The following is a 20,505-nucleotide window of genomic DNA, read 5'->3' as shown; positions in this document are numbered from 1 at the left end:
TTTGTGTTTTTTAAATTATTACCTTTAAATAAAAACGATATTTGGAAAATTTAATCACCTATTTCGAAAACATTCCAACACTACATAGAAGTGTTTTACTAGTTGGCGGTATTACTTTATTCTGGCTATTAGAAGGCATATTACCTTTATTTAACTTTAAGTATAAAAAATGGAAACATGCGTTACCAAACTTGTTTTTTACACTTACCACCATCATTATTAATTTTGCTTTAGCTTTTGCGTTACTAGCAACAGCAGATTGGGTTAAAATTAATGACTTCGGAATTATTAATTGGCTACCAGAAATACCATTTTGGCTATATGTTACTTTAGGTGTGTTGCTTTTAGATTTTGTAGGCGCCTATTTGGCTCATTATACAGAGCATAAAATTGGTGTGCTGTGGATGGTACATTTAGTACACCATAGCGATCATGAAGTAGATACTACGTCGGCAAATAGGCATCATCCTTTAGAAAGCATTATTCGTTTTATATTTACTTTAGCAGGTGTTTTTATTATTGGTGCACCAATTGGTATTGTTATGTTATACCAGTCTATGTCGTTAATATTTACACAGTTTACGCATGCCAATATAAAAATGCCAAGGCAATTAGATAAACTGTTAAGTTATATTATTGTGTCTCCAGATATGCACAAAGTACATCATCATTATAAGTTGCCATATACAGATTCTAATTACGGAAATATATTCTCAATTTGGGATCGTATTTTTGGTACTTATATGCACTTAGATAGAGCCAAAATTGTTTACGGTGTAGATACTTTTCCAAATGCCGAAGAAAATGCAAGTTTAAAGCATCTTTTAAAACAACCTTTTCATAAATACAGAAAGCCAACGAGTTAAACTTTTTAATAGAATATTAGTAATTTTTAGTGTAATGCCTACTTCTTTATTTATTCTATGTTTTTTTGATGTAATCGTTGCATATTACTAAGTAATTAATGCTAATTATTAGTTATATGATTGATTATCAGGTAAAGTTGCGTTTCAGCGAGTTAATTGTACTATTCGGCTAAATTGTTCTAAATTATACATTAAATGCAGATGTATAATTACTATTTGCTTTATTTTTGTAGTCCCTGAAACTAATTGATTTTTAGCAAAATTTAATAGAATTAGTAAAAATTCAGTTTATGAAAAATCTAAAAACGATAACCCTACTTTTCTTAGCTTTACTTTTAAGCGTTTCCATTTATGGACAACAAAGAGCGCTTACTAATATTGAAAGAAACATAAATAAAGATGCTGCTGGTCTAGAGCAATCTTTAAATTTTACATTAGATACATTAACACTTAAAAGTGATAAAAATATTTTACGTGTTACTTTTTTAAGTCACGATGAAAAGGATTCTGTTATAATAGATGTTGATGCTCCAGAAATTAAAATACCATTATATCACTTTAAACAAGGAAGATATACAATTGCGGTTTATAGAGAAGATAAAATTATAGCTTTAGGAGTAAAAAGAGTAGAGGATATAGCTAGACCAAAAAATGCTATCGAAGATTTAGAAGAAAGTATTTTAAGATCTAGTTTAAGTGAAGAAGAGCAAATAGCTAGAAACATTAAACCTCTTAAGAAAAAGCCTAAAGTTGTTGAAGATGTAGATACACGTATGGCTGTTGCTAAAACAAGAGTTAAAAAAGATAAGCCTGTTGTTGCGGCTAAAGCAAAAGTGGATAAAGAAGAGGATACTTCTATAGCCATTGTTAAGCCCGTAATAGAAAAAGAAGAAGATACAAGAGTTGCAGTTGCTAAGCCTAGAGCAGAAAAAGAAAAAGCAACACCTACAAAAAGAGTAGATACAAGAAAACAAAGAGAGCCTAAAGTGGTTTCTAACGTGAATAAAAAGAACATATTCGAAATTGCTGCAGAAAGAGAAGAAGCAAAAAAAGCAATGCGTCTTAAAAATGAAAAAGATAGAGCAGTTACTAGCGTTGACAAAAGTGAGCCCGTAAAAAAGCCAACTACATTAATAGAAGTTAAAAAGGTAACATATAACCTTTCTCAAATTGATAACGATAAGACAGTAGATAAGCAAACTCGCGAAGAGTATAGAGCTAATAATTTACGTCCTAACGGAACACGATACGAAAACTAATTATTTAGTAAATATTTTTAGCTTGCATTACATTAAAACTATTTAAGCCATCTTTTTAGATGGCTTTTATATTTTATATGCTTTACTTTAGTTTTAGTGAATTGCTATAATGGTAATATATATAGCATTAACTTTCTATTAGAAATAAGTTTATAGAGAAGTAAACTAATAAATAGTGTAGTACTAATAATCTAAGATTAAATCGCGTACAAGACAATAACTATTTATAAAGTAAATATTTAGCACGCATTATATTAAAACGATCTAAGCCATTTTTCCAGGTGGCTTTTATGTTTTCTATAGATTCTCCAGCTTCAATTTGTTTCTGTAATTTTTTAGTACCTGCTAGTTTGCTAAAGAAACCATTAGATAGAAAGAACTTGCTTTTATTGCTAGTAGTATTGTAAGCATTAATTAAGTAGCTTAAATCTAACGCCTTTAACTGTTGTGTAGCAGTTAAGTTAAAACCGTTACAAACTTCATTTTTATATTTTGGGTATTTAGAACCAAAGTTTGGTTGAGGTGTAAATTCAAATTCAGATTTTGGTAAAAATGGAGAACCATAAATTTGAAACTGTAATTCCGTACCACGACCGGCACTAACATTTGTTCCTTCAAAAAAACAAAGGCTAGGATATAAGTTTATAGCAATATCGTTAGGTAAGTTTGGAGATGGTTTAATAGGTAAACTATAAGTTAATTCATGATTGTAGTTTTTCATTGCAATAACAGTAAGATTGCATTTTAAACTATTGTTTAGCCAACCTTCGCCATTAATCATTTGTGCATATTCACCAATCGTCATGCCATGTACCACAGGAATAGGATGCATACCAACAAAACTCTTATGTTCTTTTTCTAAAATAGGCCCATCAACATAATGTCCATTTGGGTTTGGTCTATCAAAAATAACAACAGGAATATTTGCTTCGGCGCAAGCCTCCATAACATAATGTAACGAAGAAATATAAGTATAGAAACGTGCACCAACATCTTGTATGTCAAAAACCACAATATCCAAATCCATTAATTGCTCGGCAGAAGGCTTTTTGTTCTTTCCGTAAAGAGAAATAATAGGTAAGCCTGTTTTAGTATCTATACCATCTTTAACCACTTCGCCAGCATCTGCCTTACCTCTAAAACCATGCTCTGGAGCAAATACTTTTTTAACATCAATTCTATTAGAGATTAGAGAATCTACCAAGTGTATGTAATTGTCATTATTATCGGTTTGCGATAAATCTATCTCATTTTTAAACACCACGCTAGTCTGGTTTGCTACTACGCCAACACGTTTGCCTTTTAAAAGTTTTAAATACGCATTGGTTTGGTTTGCACCAATAACAAGAGTATTGTTATTCTTTACTGGCTCAATAACCTCTGCAGTAGCATTGGTTCGGGAAGCAACATCAACCTTATTAGCCTTTCCGCAAGAAATTCCTAAAAAAAGAAATAATAAAACTGTATTTTTACACCACATTAATTGTACACTCATAACTTTTTTGAATTTCGAATATTTTATAGCTAAACGCATTATTGATAGTAAAGCGTATAAAAGTAGTATATCGGCACCAATAATAAAAATTGGAATCGTAGCAATTGCTTTGGGTATTATTGTAATGATGATTGCCATAGCAACAGGAATTGGTCTACAACAAAAAATAAGAGACAAAGTAGTGGCATTTAATGGTCATGCCACGATTACTAATTACGATACCAATAATTCGCAAGAAAGCGAAAAACCAATTTCTATAAATCAAGATTTTTACCCAGATTTTAATAGCGTATCGGGCATAAAACATGTACAAGGCGTAGCAACAAGACATGCTGTTTTTATACAACCAGACACTTTCGAGAGTGTGGTAATAAAAGGTGTTGGCGCAGATTACGATTGGCAATATCTACAAGAATTTTTAGTAGAAGGTGTTTTGCCAGACTTTTCACAAAAACGAAACGAAGACCTTTTAATATCTCAATATTTTGCCAATAGACTTAATTTAAAAATAGGAGATAAGGTAACCGCTTACTTTTTAGATAAAGATGCAACTAGGTTACCAAGACCATTAGGTTATAATGTAGTTGGTATTTACAACTCTGGATTTAAAGATTTCGACCAGCAATTTGCTATTGGAGACATTAAACATATTCAGCGTTTAAACAAATGGGAAGCAGACCAAATAGGAAATTTTGAAGTTTTTATAGACGATTTCGATGCTATAGACCAAAAAACAACGGCTATATTTCAAGAAACGCCTTCGACATTAAACGTAGAATCTGTAAAACAAAAATTCGGAATGGTATTCGAGTGGATTGGTATTTTCGATAAAAACATCATCGGTATCATTGGTATAATGATTATTGTCGCAGGTATTAACATGATAACTGCATTACTGGTTCTAATTTTAGAACGTACCCAAATGATTGGTATACTAAAAGCTCTAGGAAGTAGTAGCAATACCGTAAGAAAAATATTTATTTACAATGCTACTTATCTTATTCTTAAAGGTCTTTTTTGGGGGAATTTAATAGGATTAAGTTTATTATTTGCACAAAAATATTTTGGCTTTTTAAGCTTCCCTAATCCAGAGCAGTATTACATGACCACTATTCCTGTGTACATAAGTCTAGATTATATTTTATTATTAAACATCGGTACATTTGTGCTCTGCTTGGCTATGTTGCTAATTCCATCGTACATAATCACTAAAATTTCTCCTGTAAAAGCCATCCGTTTCGAGTAGTATTTTGGGAGTTACCTAAAACTCGAGTTTTCCGTAATTTCTTTTTCGCTTTTTAAGGGCAAAATAGGATGTTTATCAACTGCGAAGCAACCACGGTTTCTTTATAAATAATATGTATTATTAATCGCTAACTCGAGTTTATCAGTTGTGTTTAGTAATTTAAATTAACTGTTTTATATACGCAATTATTTATTCTTTATAAACCTTATAATTACTAAGTAGTTTAGCCCTAGTTAAAATGAACGTTAAAACAAACAAAAGTATATTTCCATTTTAGTACTTTTGCAAAAGAAAAAGTAAAATAAAAACAAAGCATGCAATACGCAGAAAATATCCTTGGAACTATAGGAAACACACCATTAGTAAAAATAAACAAACTTACAGCAGAGCTACCATGCTTGGTACTCTCTAAATACGAAACCTTTAACCCAGGAAACTCGGTAAAAGATCGTATGGCATTACAAATGATTGAAGATGCCGAAGCGGATGGTAGATTAAAACCAGGAGGAACAATTATAGAAGGTACCTCTGGTAATACAGGAATGGGATTAGCATTAGCAGCCATAATAAAAGGTTACAAATGTATTTTTGTAATGGCAGATAAGCAGTCTAAAGAAAAAGTAGACATTCTAAAAGCAGTAGGAGCAGAAGTAGTAGTTTGCCCAACAGCAGTAGAGCCAGACGATCCAAGATCGTATTACTCGGTATCAAAACGTTTAGGTGAAGAAACACCAAATTCTTGGTATGTAAACCAATACGATAACCCAAGTAATGCAAAAGCACATTACCAAAGTACAGGTCCAGAAATTTGGGAACAGACAGATGGAAAAATAACACACTTTGTTGTTGGTGTAGGAACGGGAGGAACAATTTCAGGAGTTGGTAAATACTTAAAAGAACAAAATCCCAATATTAAAATTTGGGGAATAGACACTTACGGTTCTGTATTTAAAAAATACCATGAGACTGGAGTTTTCGATGAAAAAGAAATTTATCCTTACGTAACCGAAGGTATCGGAGAAGATATTTTACCAAAAAATGTAGACTTCGATATTATCGATGGGTTTACTAAGGTAACAGATAAAGATGCTGCGGTTTACACGCAACGTTTAAGTAAAGAAGAAGGTATGTTTTTAGGTAATTCTGCTGGAGCTGCAATTAAAGGTGTGCTACAATTAAAGGAACACTTTACTAAGGACGATGTTGTTGTTGTGTTATTTCACGATCATGGCTCACGTTATGTAGGTAAAATGTTTAACGACGATTGGATGCGAGAAATGGGTTACATAGAGTAACAAATTCCTGCGAAAGCAGGAATCTCATAATAGAAAAGCAAAAAGCACAGTTTTATAACTGTGCTTTTTTTTATTTAGAATTTTGGAGATTTCGTTTAATATTTCGCTGATATAAAATCGTTTCAATGTTTTATATCATACGTTAAACGAAGTTAGCGTATTTTTTTGCAAAGTCAAGTTTCAAATACACGAAAAAGCTTACATTTAAGACATCCAAGAAGACATTCTTATCTATGGAAACACAAAAAAAATAATTGTTTTTAAGGTGTATAGAAAGAGAAACTACGATCGTGAATAATAACTTCAGGGTTTTCAATACTATAAGACGCATTAATATAATTAATATCATCATTTAAAATGTAGGTCTTATTTGTGTTATTAAAAACAAATAAAGTATCTACATGTGTTGAAGGACTAAATGTTCCAAAACTATTTTTATGTCTAAAATTTTGGGTTACTACTAAATACAAACCGTCAGGATATAAGTTCTCAGCATTTAACTCAACATCTATAACAGTCGTTATATCTATTTTTAAACTGTTAGATGGGTTAGCGTTGTAGTCAAAAGAAATAAATTCTTTTTTGAATATATGATTTGAAGTGCTTGTTTTTTTTATACTATCATCACTATTAGTACAAGAAAAGAGTAAAGATAAAATTGATAATACCATTAATATTCTAGTTAGTTTTCTCATAGTATAGTACCGTTTTAATAAAATATTTTTAGATTCTTTGTTGTCCGTTTTAGACGAAGGCTGCATAAAAACATTACAAAGTTAAACTTATTGTTTTAACAATTTCTTACATTTAAGACATGCAAGAAGACTTTCTACACTATCTCTGGAAACACAAAAAGATAACGACTACAAATCTTAAAACCACAAAAGGAGAAAAAATAGTTATCAATAATGTGGGTGAGCACAACCATAATGCAGGACCAGATTTTTTTAATGCACAATTAAAAATTGAAAATCAGTTATGGGCAGGAAATTTAGAGATCCATATAAAATCTAGCGATTGGTATTTACACAACCACGAGATAGATAGTAATTACGATAATGTAATTATACACGTAGTTTGGGAACACGATACCGAAATTTTTAGAAAAGACAATACCGAAATTCCAACGTTAGAATTAAAACACTACGTTACTCCGGAAGCATTACATAACTATCAAAAACTATTTAGTAACACACAAAAATGGATAAATTGCGAAAACGATTTTGCAAGTATACCAGAGTTTGCGATGTCTAATTGGTTAGAGCGTTTGTATTTTGAGCGTTTAGAACGTAAAGCAAACGATATTAAAATAGTATTAGAACAAAGTACAAATAATTGGGAAGCTGTTTTATTTAAAATGTTGGCTAAAAACTTTGGACTTAAAGTAAACGGACAAGCATTCGCAAGTATTGCAAGTTCTTTCGACTTTTCTATAATAAGAAAACAACAATCTAAACTGTTAAGTATAGAAGCGCTACTATTTGGTCAAGCCGAATTATTACAAGATGATTGCCAAGAACCGTACTTTTTAGAATTAGAAAAAGAATATCAATTTTTAAAGCAAAAGTTTGGTTTGTCTTCTCAAAATGTAACATCGCTACAATTTTTTAGATTAAGACCACCAAACTTTCCAACCGTTCGTTTATCGCAACTAGCGAATATGTACTATTTACATCAAAATGTGTTTTCAAAAATTATAGAAACAAAAACCTTAGAAGGTTTCTATAAGTTGTTTTCTGTAGAAACATCTGTATTTTGGGAAACGCATTATACATTTAATAAAGAGTCTAAAGCTTCAAAAAAGAAATTAACAAAATCATTTATAGATTTGCTGTTAATTAATACTATTATTCCTATAAAGTTTAGCTATGCAAAACAAATAGGTAAACCTATAGATAACGAGATTATACAATTGCTTGAGCAAATAGCTTCAGAAAAAAATAGCATCGTTAATAAATTTAATAGCTTAAAAAAAGTTTCTAAATCTGCATTAGACTCCCAAGCTTTAATTCAGCTTAAAACAGAATATTGCGATAAAAATAAATGTTTGCAATGTGCTATTGGTAATCAGTTGCTTAATAAAATATCAAACTAATTTAGAATTAAATTAGAAAAGGTTTTATTACCTTGCAATATGCAAATAGCACGAAATACATTGTTGTTTTTTCAAAAACACGGCTACCATGTTTGTCAGCGAATAGCAGATAGATTGGGTATTCGTGCCAAAATTGTTCGTACCTCTTTTATGTATTTAACATTTATAACCGTTGGTTTCGGTTTTGCCTTATACTTATTTATGGCTTTCTGGATGCGAATAAAAGATATTCTATACACTAAAAGATCTTCGGTTTTCGACTTATAAAAAATGGTAGATTCATTACTTAAATTTTTTAGAACAAAAATATATTTAGCCATTGCGCTATTAGTATTTGTATTGTTAACAGGTGTTTTAGGGTTTAAAATGATCTCTGGATACTCTTGGGTAGATGCTGTTTATATGACGGTTATTACTATTACAACCGTTGGTTTTGGAGAAGTGCAACCGCTGGATGATAGCTCTAAAATATTTACTGTATTTTTAATTTTGTCTAGTGTTGTAATAGTAGGTTACGCACTTTCTATTATTACCGAGTATATTATTAGTAGAAATAACTTCGATGAGCTAAAAAAGAAAAAGATGCAAAAGAAAATTGATGGTTTTCAAAACCATACCATTATTTGTGGTTTTGGACGTAATGGAAAACAGGCAGCTAAAAAACTAATGTCTTACAAAAAGCCATTTGTAATTATTGAGAAGAATAAAGAAATAATAGATAAGTTCCAGAGTGAGACAATGCCAATGGTATTTGGTAATGCTAATGAGGACGAAGTACTTTTGCAAGCAGGTTTAGAAAGAGCAGGTACATTAATTTCGGCTTTGCCAAGTGATGCCGATAATCTATTTGTGGTGCTTTCTGCAAGACAAATTAATAAAGAAGCTTGCATAATTAGTCGTGCTTCTCGAGAAACGTCTTATAAAAAGTTAAAATTAGCAGGTGCTAATAATGTTATTTCTCCAGATAGAATTGGTGGAGATCACATGGCATCTTTAGTTGTTGTTCCAGACTTAATTGAGTTTATAGATAACCTAGCTGTAGGTGGAAACGATAATGTAAATATTGAAGAAATAGATGTAGATAAACTCTATAACACCTCAAATAAAGTGCAGACTATTAAAGATTTAGACTTGAGAAATAAAACGGGTTGTACTGTTATAGGCTTTAAAGGAAGCGGTGGAGAATACATTGTTAACCCAGAAGCCGAAATAAAATTAGTGCCACATTCTAAAGTAATTGTATTGGGAAGACCAGAGCAAATACAACAGCTAAAATCTATCTACGATTTGGATTAGTGTTAATCTTTTAACGATTACCATTTTATAAACTCAGCAATTTTTTGCATCTTGCTATTCTTAAACTAAAAATTAACTAACTAAAACACATTATGAAGAAGTATCTTCTTTCAATTTTCTCTTTAATTCTACCACTGTTATCAATCGCTCAAGACTCCGCAGAGATTGGTATAGACCAAAAAATCGATAAAGCCTTTGGAAATGCAACAGGTTGGTTTGTGGATTTAATATTTTACCAAATTAACTTTGGAGGTGGCGTAAAAATATTTTGGGTTCTATTTCCTTTAATTCTTGGAGCTCTATACTTTACTTTTTACTTTAATTTTATAAATTTTAGAGGATTCTTTACTTCAGTAAATATTGTTAGAGGTAAGTACGATCATTTAGATGGTGCAGATGATAAAAGTGTTCAAGATTTAAGTGTCGCTGGAGATTCTACTCCTGGAGGAGATTCTATAGAGACTATTAAGGTAGAAAATCACGAAGGTGAGGTTAGTCATTTCCAAGCATTAACAGCTGCATTATCTGCAACTGTAGGTTTAGGAAACATTGCTGGTGTTGCCATTGCAGTTTCAATTGGTGGAGCAGGAGCAACCTTCTGGATGATTATTGCTGGATTTTTAGGAATGGCTTCAAAATTTGTAGAATGTACTTTAGGTGTAAAATATAGAGATATAGAATCAGACGGTACTGTTTATGGAGGACCAATGTATTACTTAACTAAAGGATTAAAGTCTAAAGGACTTGGTGGTTTAGGTCGAGTATTAGCAGTGCTTTTTGCAATATTTGTTATTGGTGGTTCTTTTGGAGGTGGAAACATGTTCCAAGTTAATCAAGCATTTCAGTTAGTAGAAAATATTACAGGAGGTGAGCAATCTTTCTTACATGGTTATGGTTGGGCTTTTGGTCTTGTTATGGCTATTTTAGTGGGTATCGTTATAATTGGTGGTATTAAGAAAATTGCAAAAGTAACAGACAAAATTGTACCATTTATGGTTGCTATTTATGTAGCAGCATCATTATTTGTAATTATTTCTAAATCAGATATGGTTGGATCAGCTTTTCTTGCAATTTGGGATGGAGCATTTAGTCCTGAAGGAATTGCCGGTGGTGTAGTTGGTGTATTAGTACAAGGATTTAGACGTGCTGCGTTCTCGAACGAAGCAGGTATTGGTTCGGCTTCGATAGCGCATTCTGCAGTAAAAACAAAATATGCTGCAAGTGAAGGTTTAGTTGCATTATTAGAACCTTTTATAGATACTGTTGTTGTTTGTACAATGACGGCTTTAGTATTAATTATTACAGGTTTTGTAGATCCATCTAATCCTCCGGGAAGTGATGCGCAAGCAATTTTATTAACATCTAGCGCATTCGAATCTTCAATCTCATGGTTCCCATATGTATTAACTATAGCAGTTGTATTGTTTGCATTTAGTTCTATGATTTCTTGGTCTTACTACGGTTACCAAGGATGGTCTTACCTATTTGGACGTACTAAAAAAGCAGAGTATACTTATAAAGTTATCTTTTGTGTATTTGTAGTTGTTGGTGCTGCGGCGAGTTTAGGATCTGTAATTGGATTCTCAGATGCTATGGTATTTGCAATGATGGTTCCAAACATGATAGGTCTAGTACTTCTTGCTCCTAAAGTAAAGGAGGAGCTTACAAAGTATATGTCTGCTATTAAAGCTAAAAAGGAATAACATATAATATTAATATGAAAAATATAAAATCCCATTTCAAGTTCACTACGCAACAACGAAATGGGATTTTTTTATTGCTATTACTCATTGTTGCTTTACAATGTGTTTATGCATTTGTTAATTTTTCTTCGGAAGAAATAACCGTAGATTCAAAAGCATTACAATTATTTCAAACAGAAATAGATTCTTTAAAATTGGTAGAGCTTGAAAAACGTAAACCAAAAATCTATCCTTTTAACCCTAATTTTATTACCGATTATAAAGGTTATACTTTAGGAATGTCTAGCGAAGAAATTAATAGACTTTTAAAATTTAGAGCTAAAGACCAATGGATAAATTCTCCCAAACAGTTTCAGCAAGTCACAAAAGTTTCAGATTCAGTTTTTAATAAGATATCACCTTATTTTAAGTTTCCAGATTGGGTAACTAACCCAAAGCCTAAAAAGCAATACACAAAATCCTTCAATACAAGTAAGGCTAAAACTGAAGCAGAAAAAATAGATTTAAATACTGCAACCGCAATTCAGCTTCAAAAGGTTTACGGAATAGGAGAGGCGTATTCAAAACGTATTATTAATTACCGTACAAAGCAAAATGGTTTTGTTTCAATAATAGAGTTAAATCAAGTTTATGGCTTAAAGCCTGAAACTATAGAAGAACTTAAAAAATCGTTCAGTTTAAAAACGCCAAAAGCCATTAATAAAATTAATTTAAACACAGCTTCAAAGTCACAGTTAGTAACTGTAAGATTTATAGATTACGAAATAGCCCATAATATTATAGAATACAGAACACTGTATGAAGGGTTTAATTCTTTTGAGGATTTAATAAAAGTTAAAGACTTTCCTGTGAAAAAAATAGAGATAATTAAGTTATATTTACGGCTTAATTAGAATATAATAAAATGGACAGCAGATACTTCACCGAAGAACATAATTTATTTAGACAAAGTTTAGCAGACTTCTTACAAAAAGAGGTTGTGCCGCATATAGACAAGTGGGAAAAAACGGGTCATATAGAACGCTTTATATGGGAGAAATTTGGAGAGATGGGATTTTTTGGAATCGCATATCCTGAGGCTTATGGTGGAATGGATTTAGATCTGTTTTATACCGTTATATTTTTAGAAGAACTTCAAAAAGTAAATTCTGGAGGTTTTGCAGCAGCAATGTGGGCACATGCATACTTAGCAATGACGCATGTAAATGCAGAAGGAAGTGAAGAGGTTAAACAAAAATATTTAACAAAAAGTATTACAGGAGAGTTTATTGGCGCTATGGCAGTAACCGAACCTTTTGGAGGTAGTGATGTTGCAGGAATGCGAACAACTGCTGTAAAAGAAGGAGATACTTATATATTAAATGGTTCTAAAACTTTCATTACAAATGGTGTATACAGCGATTATATTGTAGTTGCAGCCAAAACAAGTCCAGAACTTGGTAATAAAGGTATTAGTATGTTTATAGTAGATAGAGATACAAAAGGAGTAAGTGCAACCAAGTTAGATAAATTAGGTTGGAGAGCTAGTGATACAGGAGAAATTGCATTCGATAATGTAGTTATTCCTGCAAGCCATTTAATGGGAGAAGAAGGAAAAGGTTTTCCATACATTATGCAACACTTTGCTTTCGAACGCTTAATTATGGGTGTTAATGCACATGCAAGAGCAGAATTTGCTTTAGAATATGCAGTAAAATATATGGGAGAACGTCAGGCTTTTGGTAAAAGTATAGACAAATTCCAAGCCTTACGCCATACAATGGCAGATTGCTATGCAGACATGGAAGTGTGTAAAGAATTTAATTACACAGTAGCAGCAAGATTAGATAAAAATGAATATGTTGTAAAAGAAGCAACAATATCTAAATTGCGTTCTACAAAAATGGCAGACGATGTTATTTATCAGTGTCTTCAAATGTTAGGAGGCTATGGTTATATGGAAGAATACCCAATGGCACGTTTATTGCGTGATAGTAGACTAGGACCTATTGGTGGAGGAACTTCTGAAATCTTAAGAGAGATTATCGCTAAAATGGTAATTGATAAAAAGGAATATAAGCCTGCTGTTAAGCATTAAGTAAATTATTGTTTTAGCGAAAATTGTTTTCAATTTGCTAAAATGGTAATTGATAAAAAGGAATACAAGCCTGCTGTAAAGCATTAAATAATTTGCCTTTTAGTTAAAATTGTTTTCAATTTGCTAAAACGCTAATTGATATAAAGGTAAATATACCTAAAGTAAAATATAAGATTCTTGCTATTAATACTGAGTTAAATTCAGTAAAGCAAGAATTTTATAGTTTATAGAAAGAGATTAATGTTTAGAAAAGAAATATTACTTTTACCAAGTTTAATTCAATAATGTCACATAGTTTTCGTTATTGAAAAAGAGGTCAAATTATAAATATCAACTTTTTTAAAAAATGAAATACCCAAATCAAATTCTATGTCTGTTATTCTTTTTATGCAGCACAATTGTCTTCGCTCAAAAAGAAATTAGCAATCAAGTAGTAGACTTCTTTAAAGATGAACCTATAGAAAGTGCAAGTGTATATATTAAAAGTACAGCAATAGGTACAGTTACAAATGCAGATGGAAAATTTGCATTACGTATTCCAAAAGAAAATGTGTCAGACACTTTGGTCGTTTCATCAATTGGTTATTCAACAGAAAAAATCCCATTAGATCAATATGATGATTCAGAACCTATATACTTAGTTGAAGCTGTAGCATCTCTAGACGAGGTTGTGTTAGAGGCAGAAGTAAGGCCAACAACAGGAAACGACATTGTTTTAAAAGCAATTGAAGAGTTACCGCTAACAATGCCAGATTCATCATACATTCAAAAAGGTTTTTTAAGGCACAAAGAGCGTAATAAAAAAGAATTTAAATGGCTTATCGAAAGCGCTATTTCAGTTTACGATTCTAGTTATGCAGTCCCGGCAAAAAAGCATTTAAAGGTAAACGTAGATCAAATGCGTAAAAGTTACGATTTAAGGGACATCGATAGTTTGTTTACTTATGCTTCTTATATAAATCAAAATTCTACAGTAAGAACAAATCCTAAAAACTTAAAAAGAAGTCAAGTTAAAACTGCTTTGTTAGAGAAATCTATTAAGTGGAACGATAATAGGGTAAACGGGCTGCAAAACATATTTCAAGGTAAATTAAATATGTTTAGAAATGTAGACGGTAAAAAAGCAATATTTGGTGAAGACATTTTAAAAAATCATCAATTTAAACTTGATACTATTTTAGTAGATAACGAACGTAAGCTTTATAAAATAGAAATTACTAAAGGAGAAGAACATGTCGGCTTGGATACCAAAGGGATATATAATGAAGGTTTTGAAGCAAAAGGTTGGCTATACATCTATTACGATAATTTCGCCATTAAAAAGGTCGAATATGAGCTAATAGCAGCCTCAGAACAGCAAAAAAGCAGAAGCAAGCGCCTGTTCGATACACAAACCAACCACAAGTTAATAATAACTTACAAGGAGTATAAAGACAAAATGTACCCTAATTATATTTATTACGAAACACCAAAACTGGTTAACGTAGGTTACAAGGCTAAAAACAAACAAGACGAGCAATTTGCCGAACAATTTAATAAAGAAGAACGTTATTACTATACAATACAAGAAATCCTGTTTTCAGACATTGTTTTAAATCACGATAAAATAGAAGCAGAACTTCAAAAAAAATGGGATATGGATATTTTTTCACCAAAAGTATATAACAAAGAGTTCTGGGAGACATACAATGTCTTGCTAGAAAGTGAAGACGAAGAAAAAATGATTCAAGACTTAAGTAAAAGAGCCTCTCTTTTTAAAGAATAATTTTTTAGGCGTTACCAAGGCTTGCAATAAAAAATGCAAGTCTTGGTCAGGCTTTCACTACTCGCTCTCTGCGAGGAGCTCAAACAAACCGTTCAAACCTTAACGCGGGAGTACTTGTTAATATAGTTTACACTAGTAAATTTAAGTAATGCTTATTTCTTATATTTAACAAACAAACTACAATTATGTCTATAAAAGCCTTTACAGATTATCTACAACTAGAACGTAATTATTCCAGTTTAACAGTAAAAGCATATAAAAACGATATAAACTCTTTTCAATCTTTTTTAATTCAAGAATTCGACGATTCAGAATTAGGTAAAGTAAACTATTCTCAAATTAGAAGTTGGATTGTGCAATTAGTAGAATCTAAAATTTCTAACCGAAGCGTAAATCGTAAAGTCTCAGCGTTAAATTCCTATTATAAGTTCTTATTAAAAATAGGAGACATAGAGATAAATCCATTAGCGAAACACAAAGCTTTAAAAACAAGTAAAAAAATACAAGTTCCTTTTTCCGAAGCCGAAATAAATATAGCACTAGACGATTTAAAATACGAAGATGATTACGAAGGTCTAAGAAATAAACTAATAATAGAATTGTTTTATTCTACAGGTATAAGAAGAATAGAATTAGTCAATATAAAACTATCAGATATAGACTTTGGTAACAAGACGTTAAAAGTCTTAGGGAAACGAAATAAAGAGCGTTACGTTCCCTTATTGCAGTCTGTAATAGAAACAATAGAAGTTTATTTACCAAAACGAAAAGAGCTAAGTGTAATTGAAGATGTTCACTCACTTTTTTTAACAAAAAAAGGAGTTAAAATATACGAAACTCTTGTTTACAGGATAATAAATGAGTATTTTAGTCTAGCATCTAATAAGGTAAAAAAGAGTCCGCATATACTAAGACACTCATTTGCAACACACTTATTAAATCAAGGTGCAGATTTAAATGCTGTTAAAGAACTTTTAGGACATTCAAGTTTGGCTGCTACCCAAATATATACACATAATAGTATAGCCGAACTTAAAAAAGTGTATTCTAATGCACATCCAAGAAGTAAAAAGTAACAGCTATTGTATAACCTATTTAATACAACGCTTATGAAAGTAAACACGCAAGCAGTAAATTTTAATGCAAATCCAGAATTATTAAACTTCGTTCAAGAACGAATGAATAAGTTAGAAACGTATTTTGATAAAGTCATAAAATCTGACGTCTTTTTGAAAGTAGAAAACACAACAGGTAAAGAAAATAAAGTTTTTGAAGCACGAGTTAGTGTTCCTGGAGATAGTTTTGTTGTAAAAAAACAATGTAAATCTTTCGAAGAAGGCGCTGATAGCGCGATTGCGTCGTTAGAAAGGCAGCTAAAAAAGCGAAAAGAGAAATTAAGAGCACATTTATGAAAAAAATATGCAAAAAATGTTTTCGAATATCTAAATAAATATATACATTTGCAGTCCGTTAGAAATAGCGGACTTTTTTTTACGAAAAAAGTGTATTAAAAGCCGATGTAGCTCAGCTGGCTAGAGCAGCTGATTTGTAATCAGCAGGTCGTGGGTTCGAGTCCCTCCATCGGCTCTAAAATAAAAGAAGTTGCAAAACTTTTTTTATAGTTCTTTAAAATATTGATAAGTTTAAGATTGGGGAGATACTCAAGCGGCCAACGAGGGCAGACTGTAAATCTGCTGACTACGTCTTCGCAGGTTCGAATCCTGCTCTCCCCACTTTTTTTTACCAAGAAAAAGTAAGTTTTAAACAAAGAATTATTAAATAATTGCGAGAGTAGCTCAGTTGGTAGAGCGTCAGCCTTCCAAGCTGAATGTCGCCAGTTCGAACCTGGTCTCTCGCTCTAATATTTAAGCCGGTGTAGCTCAGAGGTAGAGCGTTTCCTTGGTAAGGAAGAGGTCACGGGTTCAATTCCCGTCATTGGCTCAATTTATTAAATAACAACAAAAAATAGAACATTAAATTATTATATAACTAAGATTAAATTATTAAAACATGGCAAAGGCAACTTTCGATCGTTCAAAACCACACTTAAACATTGGTACAATTGGACACGTAGATCACGGTAAAACAACTTTAACTGCTGCTATTACTAAAGTATTAGCTGATGCAGGTTTCTCAGAAGCAAAAGATTTCGATCAAATTGATAACGCTCCTGAAGAGAAAGAAAGAGGTATTACAATTAATACTTCACACGTAGAATATGCAACAGCAAACCGTCACTACGCACACGTAGATTGTCCAGGTCACGCCGATTATGTTAAGAACATGGTTACAGGTGCTGCTCAAATGGATGGTGCTATATTAGTTGTAGCTGCAACAGATGGTCCAATGCCACAAACTCGTGAGCACATATTATTAGGTCGTCAAGTAGGTATCCCAAGAATAGTAGTATTCTTAAATAAAGTGGATATGGTTGATGATGAAGAGCTTTTAGAGTTAGTTGATATGGAAGTTCGTGAATTATTATCATTCTATGAGTATGATGGTGATAACGGACCTGTAGTATCTGGTTCTGCTTTAGGTGCACTTAACGGTGAACAAAAGTGGGTTGATACTGTATTAGAATTAATGGAGCAAGTTGATGCTTGGATTGAAGAGCCTTTAAGAGAAGTTGATAAGCCTTTCTTAATGCCTATTGAAGATGTATTCTCAATTACAGGTCGTGGTACTGTAGCAACTGGTCGTATTGAGACTGGTATCGCTAATACTGGAGATCCTGTAGAGATTATTGGTATGGGTGCTGAGAAAATTACTTCTACTATTACTGGAATTGAAATGTTCCGTCAAATATTAGATAGAGGTGAAGCTGGAGATAACGCAGGTATCTTATTAAGAGGTATTGAAAAGTCTCAAATCTCAAGAGGTATGGTAATCTGTAAGCCAGGTTCTGTAACTCCACATGCTAAATTTAAAGCAGAGGTTTATATCCTTAAGAAAGAAGAAGGTGGACGTCACACTCCATTCCACAATAACTACCGTCCTCAATTTTATGTTCGTACAACGGATGTAACTGGAAATATTGCATTACCAGAAGGAGTTGAGATGGTTATGCCTGGAGATAACTTAACAATACACGTTGAGTTAATTCAAGCAATTGCAATGAATGTTGGATTACGTTTCGCTATACGTGAAGGTGGTAGAACAGTTGGAGCAGGTCAGGTAACTGAAATTTTAGACTAATTTTAGTCTAACTAATATAGAGTTAAGGTGTCTCGTTTTCGTGATGCCTTAACTCATATTTACGGGCGTAGCTCAGTTGGTAGAGCACTGGTCTCCAAAACCAGGTGTCGGGAGTTCGAGTCTCTCCGCCCGTGCTTATAGTAATCAAGGCTTTCAATAAGCCTTTTTTACTAAGATGAATTTGATAAATGTAGTAATATGTTTATCGCAAAATAAAGATTGAAAATGGCTGGAATAGTAAATTATATTAAAGAATCATTCGGTGAGTTGAAAAACAATGTGACTTGGACGCCTTGGCCAGAAGTGCAAAGGTTAACAATTTTAGTTGCTGTGTTTTCAATCATATTCTCTTTAGCAATTTGGGGAATTGATTCTGTTTTCAGTAAAGTTATAAGCGAATACTTTAAATTAATTAGTTAATATAAAGTTATGGCTGAAGTAGGAGAAAAAAAGTGGTACGTTGTAAGAGCAGTAAGTGGTCAAGAGAATAAGATTAAAACTTATATTGAAAACGAAATTGCTCGTTTAGGTTTACAGGATTATGTTGAGCAGGTTTTAGTGCCAACAGAAAATGTAGTGCAAATAAGAAACGGCAAAAAAATAAACAAAGAGAAAGTATATTTCAGTGGTTATATAATGATAAAGGCTAACCTTACAGGTGAAGTTCCACACATCATTAGATCAATAACAAATGTAATAGGCTTCTTAGGTGCAACTAAAGGTGGTGATCCATTACCTTTAAGACAGTCCGAAGTTAATAGAATGTTAGGTAAAGTAGATGAATTATCTGTAGATATGGATTCTAGTGTTGCTATTCCATTTACAAAAGGAGAAACTGTTAAGGTTATAGATGGACCTTTTAATGGTTTTGATGGAACTATCGAAAACATTAATGAAGAAAAACGTAAACTTGAAGTAATGGTTAAGATTTTCGGAAGAAAAACACCATTAGAATTAAGTTACATGCAAGTAGAAAAAATTTAATAATTGTTACAATAAAGAAAGTATTAAATCAGCTTCAAATTTATTTAATACGAAACTAAATTATTTAAAATGGCAAAAGAATTAGGCAAAGTAGTCAAATTACAAGTAAGGGGAGGTGCAGCGAATCCGTCGCCACCGGTTGGACCCGCTTTAGGTGCCGCTGGTGTTAATATCATGGAGTTCTGTAAGCAGTTTAATGCTAGAACTCAAGACAAAGCTGGTAAAGTATTACCAGTTGTGATATCTGTTTACAAAGACAAATCATTTGACTTTGTAATTAAAACTCCACCAGCAGCAGTTCAATTATTAGAAGCGGCCAAGGTGAAAAAAGGATCAGGTGAACCTCATGTACGTAAAGTAGCTAAGGTAACTTGGGATCAAGTAAAAACTATTGCAGAGGACAAAATGGTAGATTTAAACGCATTTACAATTGGATCAGCAATGAAAATGATCGCAGGTACTGCAAGATCTATGGGTATAACTGTTAAAGGTGGTGAAGCACCTAATTAACCTAAAAAGATTTTAAAATGGCAAAATTAACAAAGAAACGTAAAGAGGCTGTTGCAAAGCTAGAAAAGGATAAAGTATATTCTTTACAAGAAGCTTCAGCACTAATAAAAGAAATTAGTAACACTAAGTTTGATGCTTCAGTCGATTTAGCTGTGCGTTTAGGAGTAGATCCTAGAAAAGCAAACCAAATGGTTAGAGGTGTAGTATCTCTTCCTCATGGTACAGGTAAAGATGTAAAAGTATTAGCATTAGTAACTCCAGACAAAGAAGCAGAAGCTAAAGAAGCTGGTGCAGATTTCGTTGGTTTAGATGAGTACCTTGATAAAATTAAAGGTGGTTGGACAGACGTAGACGTAATCATTACTATGCCTAGTGTTATGGGTAAATTAGGTCCTTTAGGACGTGTATTAGGTCCTCGTGGTTTAATGCCTAACCCAAAGACAGGTACTGTAACTATGGATGTTGCAAAAGCTGTAACAGAAGTTAAAGCTGGTAAAATTGACTTCAAAGTTGATAAAACTGGTATCGTTCACGCTGCAATTGGAAAAGCATCTTTTAGTGCTGATAAAATTAAAGAAAACGCAAACGAATTATTAACAACATTAATGAAACTGAAGCCAACTGCTTCAAAAGGAGTTTATGTAAAAAGCATTTTCATGTCTTCTACAATGAGCCCAAGTATTGCAGTTGAAACAAAAATCGGTTAGTAGTTAAAT

20 protein-coding genes and 5 tRNA genes are annotated in these 20,505 nt (G+C 32.3%); 23 read left to right on the top strand and 2 right to left on the bottom strand.

Annotation, left to right across the window (positions count from 1 at the left end; genetic code table 11):
• Positions 1–41 precede the first annotated feature (41 nt).
• Positions 42–866: a sterol desaturase family protein gene (locus Q0935_RS12505; protein WP_299386644.1), complete on the top strand. Its 825-nt coding sequence runs from the start codon at positions 42–44 to the stop codon at positions 864–866.
• A gap of 290 nt (positions 867–1,156) precedes the next feature.
• Entirely contained in the window at positions 1,157–2,125 is a 969-nt protein-coding gene (locus Q0935_RS12500; protein WP_299386640.1) for a hypothetical protein, read from the top strand.
• A 220-nt stretch (positions 2,126–2,345) separates the two neighbouring features.
• Here the strand turns inward: Q0935_RS12500 and Q0935_RS12495 are convergent, their stop codons facing one another.
• Positions 2,346–3,620 carry a DUF1343 domain-containing protein gene (locus Q0935_RS12495; RefSeq protein ID WP_299386637.1) on the bottom strand — a complete coding sequence of 425 codons (1,275 nt, stop codon included), beginning with the start codon at positions 3,618–3,620 and terminating at the stop codon, positions 2,346–2,348.
• 7 nt (positions 3,621–3,627) lie between these two features.
• Between Q0935_RS12495 and Q0935_RS12490 the strand changes: the two genes are divergently transcribed.
• Both Q0935_RS12490 and Q0935_RS12485 read left to right on the top strand, forming a co-directional pair.
• On the top strand, positions 3,628–4,866 hold the full coding sequence (locus Q0935_RS12490) for an FtsX-like permease family protein (RefSeq protein ID WP_299386633.1): 1,239 nt from the start codon (positions 3,628–3,630) through the stop codon (positions 4,864–4,866).
• 314 nt (positions 4,867–5,180) lie between these two features.
• Positions 5,181–6,161: a PLP-dependent cysteine synthase family protein gene (locus Q0935_RS12485; protein ID WP_299252765.1), complete on the top strand. Its 981-nt coding sequence runs from the start codon at positions 5,181–5,183 to the stop codon at positions 6,159–6,161.
• Between the two features lie 260 nt (positions 6,162–6,421).
• Here Q0935_RS12485 and Q0935_RS12480 read toward each other — a convergent pair whose 3' ends face one another.
• Complete coding sequence (locus Q0935_RS12480; protein WP_299252762.1) at positions 6,422–6,856, bottom strand: hypothetical protein; 435 nt, start codon at positions 6,854–6,856, stop codon at positions 6,422–6,424.
• Positions 6,857–6,975: 119 nt separating this feature from the next.
• Between Q0935_RS12480 and Q0935_RS12475 the strand changes: the two genes are divergently transcribed.
• From Q0935_RS12475 to rplA, 19 genes are all read left to right on the top strand, one after another.
• Positions 6,976–8,256: a DUF2851 family protein gene (locus Q0935_RS12475; RefSeq protein ID WP_299386627.1), complete on the top strand. Its 1,281-nt coding sequence runs from the start codon at positions 6,976–6,978 to the stop codon at positions 8,254–8,256.
• A 39-nt stretch (positions 8,257–8,295) separates the two neighbouring features.
• Positions 8,296–8,523: a PspC domain-containing protein gene (locus Q0935_RS12470; protein ID WP_055435178.1), complete on the top strand. Its 228-nt coding sequence runs from the start codon at positions 8,296–8,298 to the stop codon at positions 8,521–8,523.
• Between the two features lie 3 nt (positions 8,524–8,526).
• A complete protein-coding gene (locus Q0935_RS12465; RefSeq protein ID WP_299252755.1) occupies positions 8,527–9,552 on the top strand; it encodes a TrkA family potassium uptake protein in 1,026 nt (341 codons plus the stop codon).
• Positions 9,553–9,644: 92 nt separating this feature from the next.
• Positions 9,645–11,255 (top strand): sodium:alanine symporter family protein, encoded by a 1,611-nt coding sequence (locus tag Q0935_RS12460; protein ID WP_299252751.1) that lies wholly within the window; start codon positions 9,645–9,647, stop codon positions 11,253–11,255.
• A gap of 14 nt (positions 11,256–11,269) precedes the next feature.
• The gene (locus Q0935_RS12455) at positions 11,270–12,148 is read left to right on the top strand and encodes a helix-hairpin-helix domain-containing protein (RefSeq protein WP_299386622.1); all 879 of its coding nucleotides are present in this window, start codon (positions 11,270–11,272) and stop codon (positions 12,146–12,148) included.
• 11 nt (positions 12,149–12,159) lie between these two features.
• Entirely contained in the window at positions 12,160–13,332 is a 1,173-nt protein-coding gene (locus Q0935_RS12450; protein ID WP_299386617.1) for an acyl-CoA dehydrogenase family protein, read from the top strand.
• Positions 13,333–13,678: 346 nt separating this feature from the next.
• Complete coding sequence (locus tag Q0935_RS12445; RefSeq protein WP_299386613.1) at positions 13,679–15,097, top strand: carboxypeptidase-like regulatory domain-containing protein; 1,419 nt, start codon at positions 13,679–13,681, stop codon at positions 15,095–15,097.
• A 185-nt stretch (positions 15,098–15,282) separates the two neighbouring features.
• Entirely contained in the window at positions 15,283–16,173 is an 891-nt protein-coding gene (locus Q0935_RS12440; protein WP_299386609.1) for a tyrosine-type recombinase/integrase, read from the top strand.
• A gap of 33 nt (positions 16,174–16,206) precedes the next feature.
• Positions 16,207–16,509, top strand: coding sequence for a ribosome-associated translation inhibitor RaiA (gene raiA, locus Q0935_RS12435; RefSeq protein WP_299252736.1), 303 nt, complete (start codon positions 16,207–16,209; stop codon positions 16,507–16,509).
• A gap of 101 nt (positions 16,510–16,610) precedes the next feature.
• Positions 16,611–16,684: transfer RNA gene (locus Q0935_RS12430), tRNA-Thr, on the top strand.
• A 64-nt stretch (positions 16,685–16,748) separates the two neighbouring features.
• Positions 16,749–16,830 (top strand) — tRNA-Tyr (locus tag Q0935_RS12425).
• Positions 16,831–16,882: 52 nt separating this feature from the next.
• Positions 16,883–16,955 (top strand) — tRNA-Gly (locus Q0935_RS12420).
• A gap of 11 nt (positions 16,956–16,966) precedes the next feature.
• Positions 16,967–17,038 (top strand) — tRNA-Thr (locus tag Q0935_RS12415).
• A gap of 69 nt (positions 17,039–17,107) precedes the next feature.
• On the top strand, positions 17,108–18,295 hold the full coding sequence (tuf, locus tag Q0935_RS12410; protein WP_055435170.1) for an elongation factor Tu: 1,188 nt from the start codon (positions 17,108–17,110) through the stop codon (positions 18,293–18,295).
• A 61-nt stretch (positions 18,296–18,356) separates the two neighbouring features.
• Positions 18,357–18,429, top strand: a tRNA-Trp gene (locus tag Q0935_RS12405).
• A 91-nt stretch (positions 18,430–18,520) separates the two neighbouring features.
• A complete protein-coding gene (gene secE / locus Q0935_RS12400; protein ID WP_299252726.1) occupies positions 18,521–18,715 on the top strand; it encodes a preprotein translocase subunit SecE in 195 nt (64 codons plus the stop codon).
• A 9-nt stretch (positions 18,716–18,724) separates the two neighbouring features.
• Positions 18,725–19,279, top strand: a complete 555-nt coding sequence (gene nusG, locus Q0935_RS12395; protein ID WP_055435168.1) for a transcription termination/antitermination protein NusG — start codon at positions 18,725–18,727, stop codon at positions 19,277–19,279.
• A 69-nt stretch (positions 19,280–19,348) separates the two neighbouring features.
• A complete protein-coding gene (gene rplK, locus Q0935_RS12390; protein ID WP_299386604.1) occupies positions 19,349–19,789 on the top strand; it encodes a 50S ribosomal protein L11 in 441 nt (146 codons plus the stop codon).
• Between the two features lie 17 nt (positions 19,790–19,806).
• The gene (gene rplA / locus Q0935_RS12385) at positions 19,807–20,496 is read left to right on the top strand and encodes a 50S ribosomal protein L1 (protein ID WP_299252711.1); all 690 of its coding nucleotides are present in this window, start codon (positions 19,807–19,809) and stop codon (positions 20,494–20,496) included.
• Positions 20,497–20,505: the final 9 nt, after the last annotated feature.

Origin of the sequence: uncultured Lacinutrix sp., from assembly GCF_947500605.1 — a bacterium.
Taxonomy (GTDB): Bacteria; Bacteroidota; Bacteroidia; order Flavobacteriales; family Flavobacteriaceae; genus Lacinutrix.
Note: the sequence above shows the minus strand (reverse complement) of the source record. Positions and strands in the feature narration are given on the sequence as shown.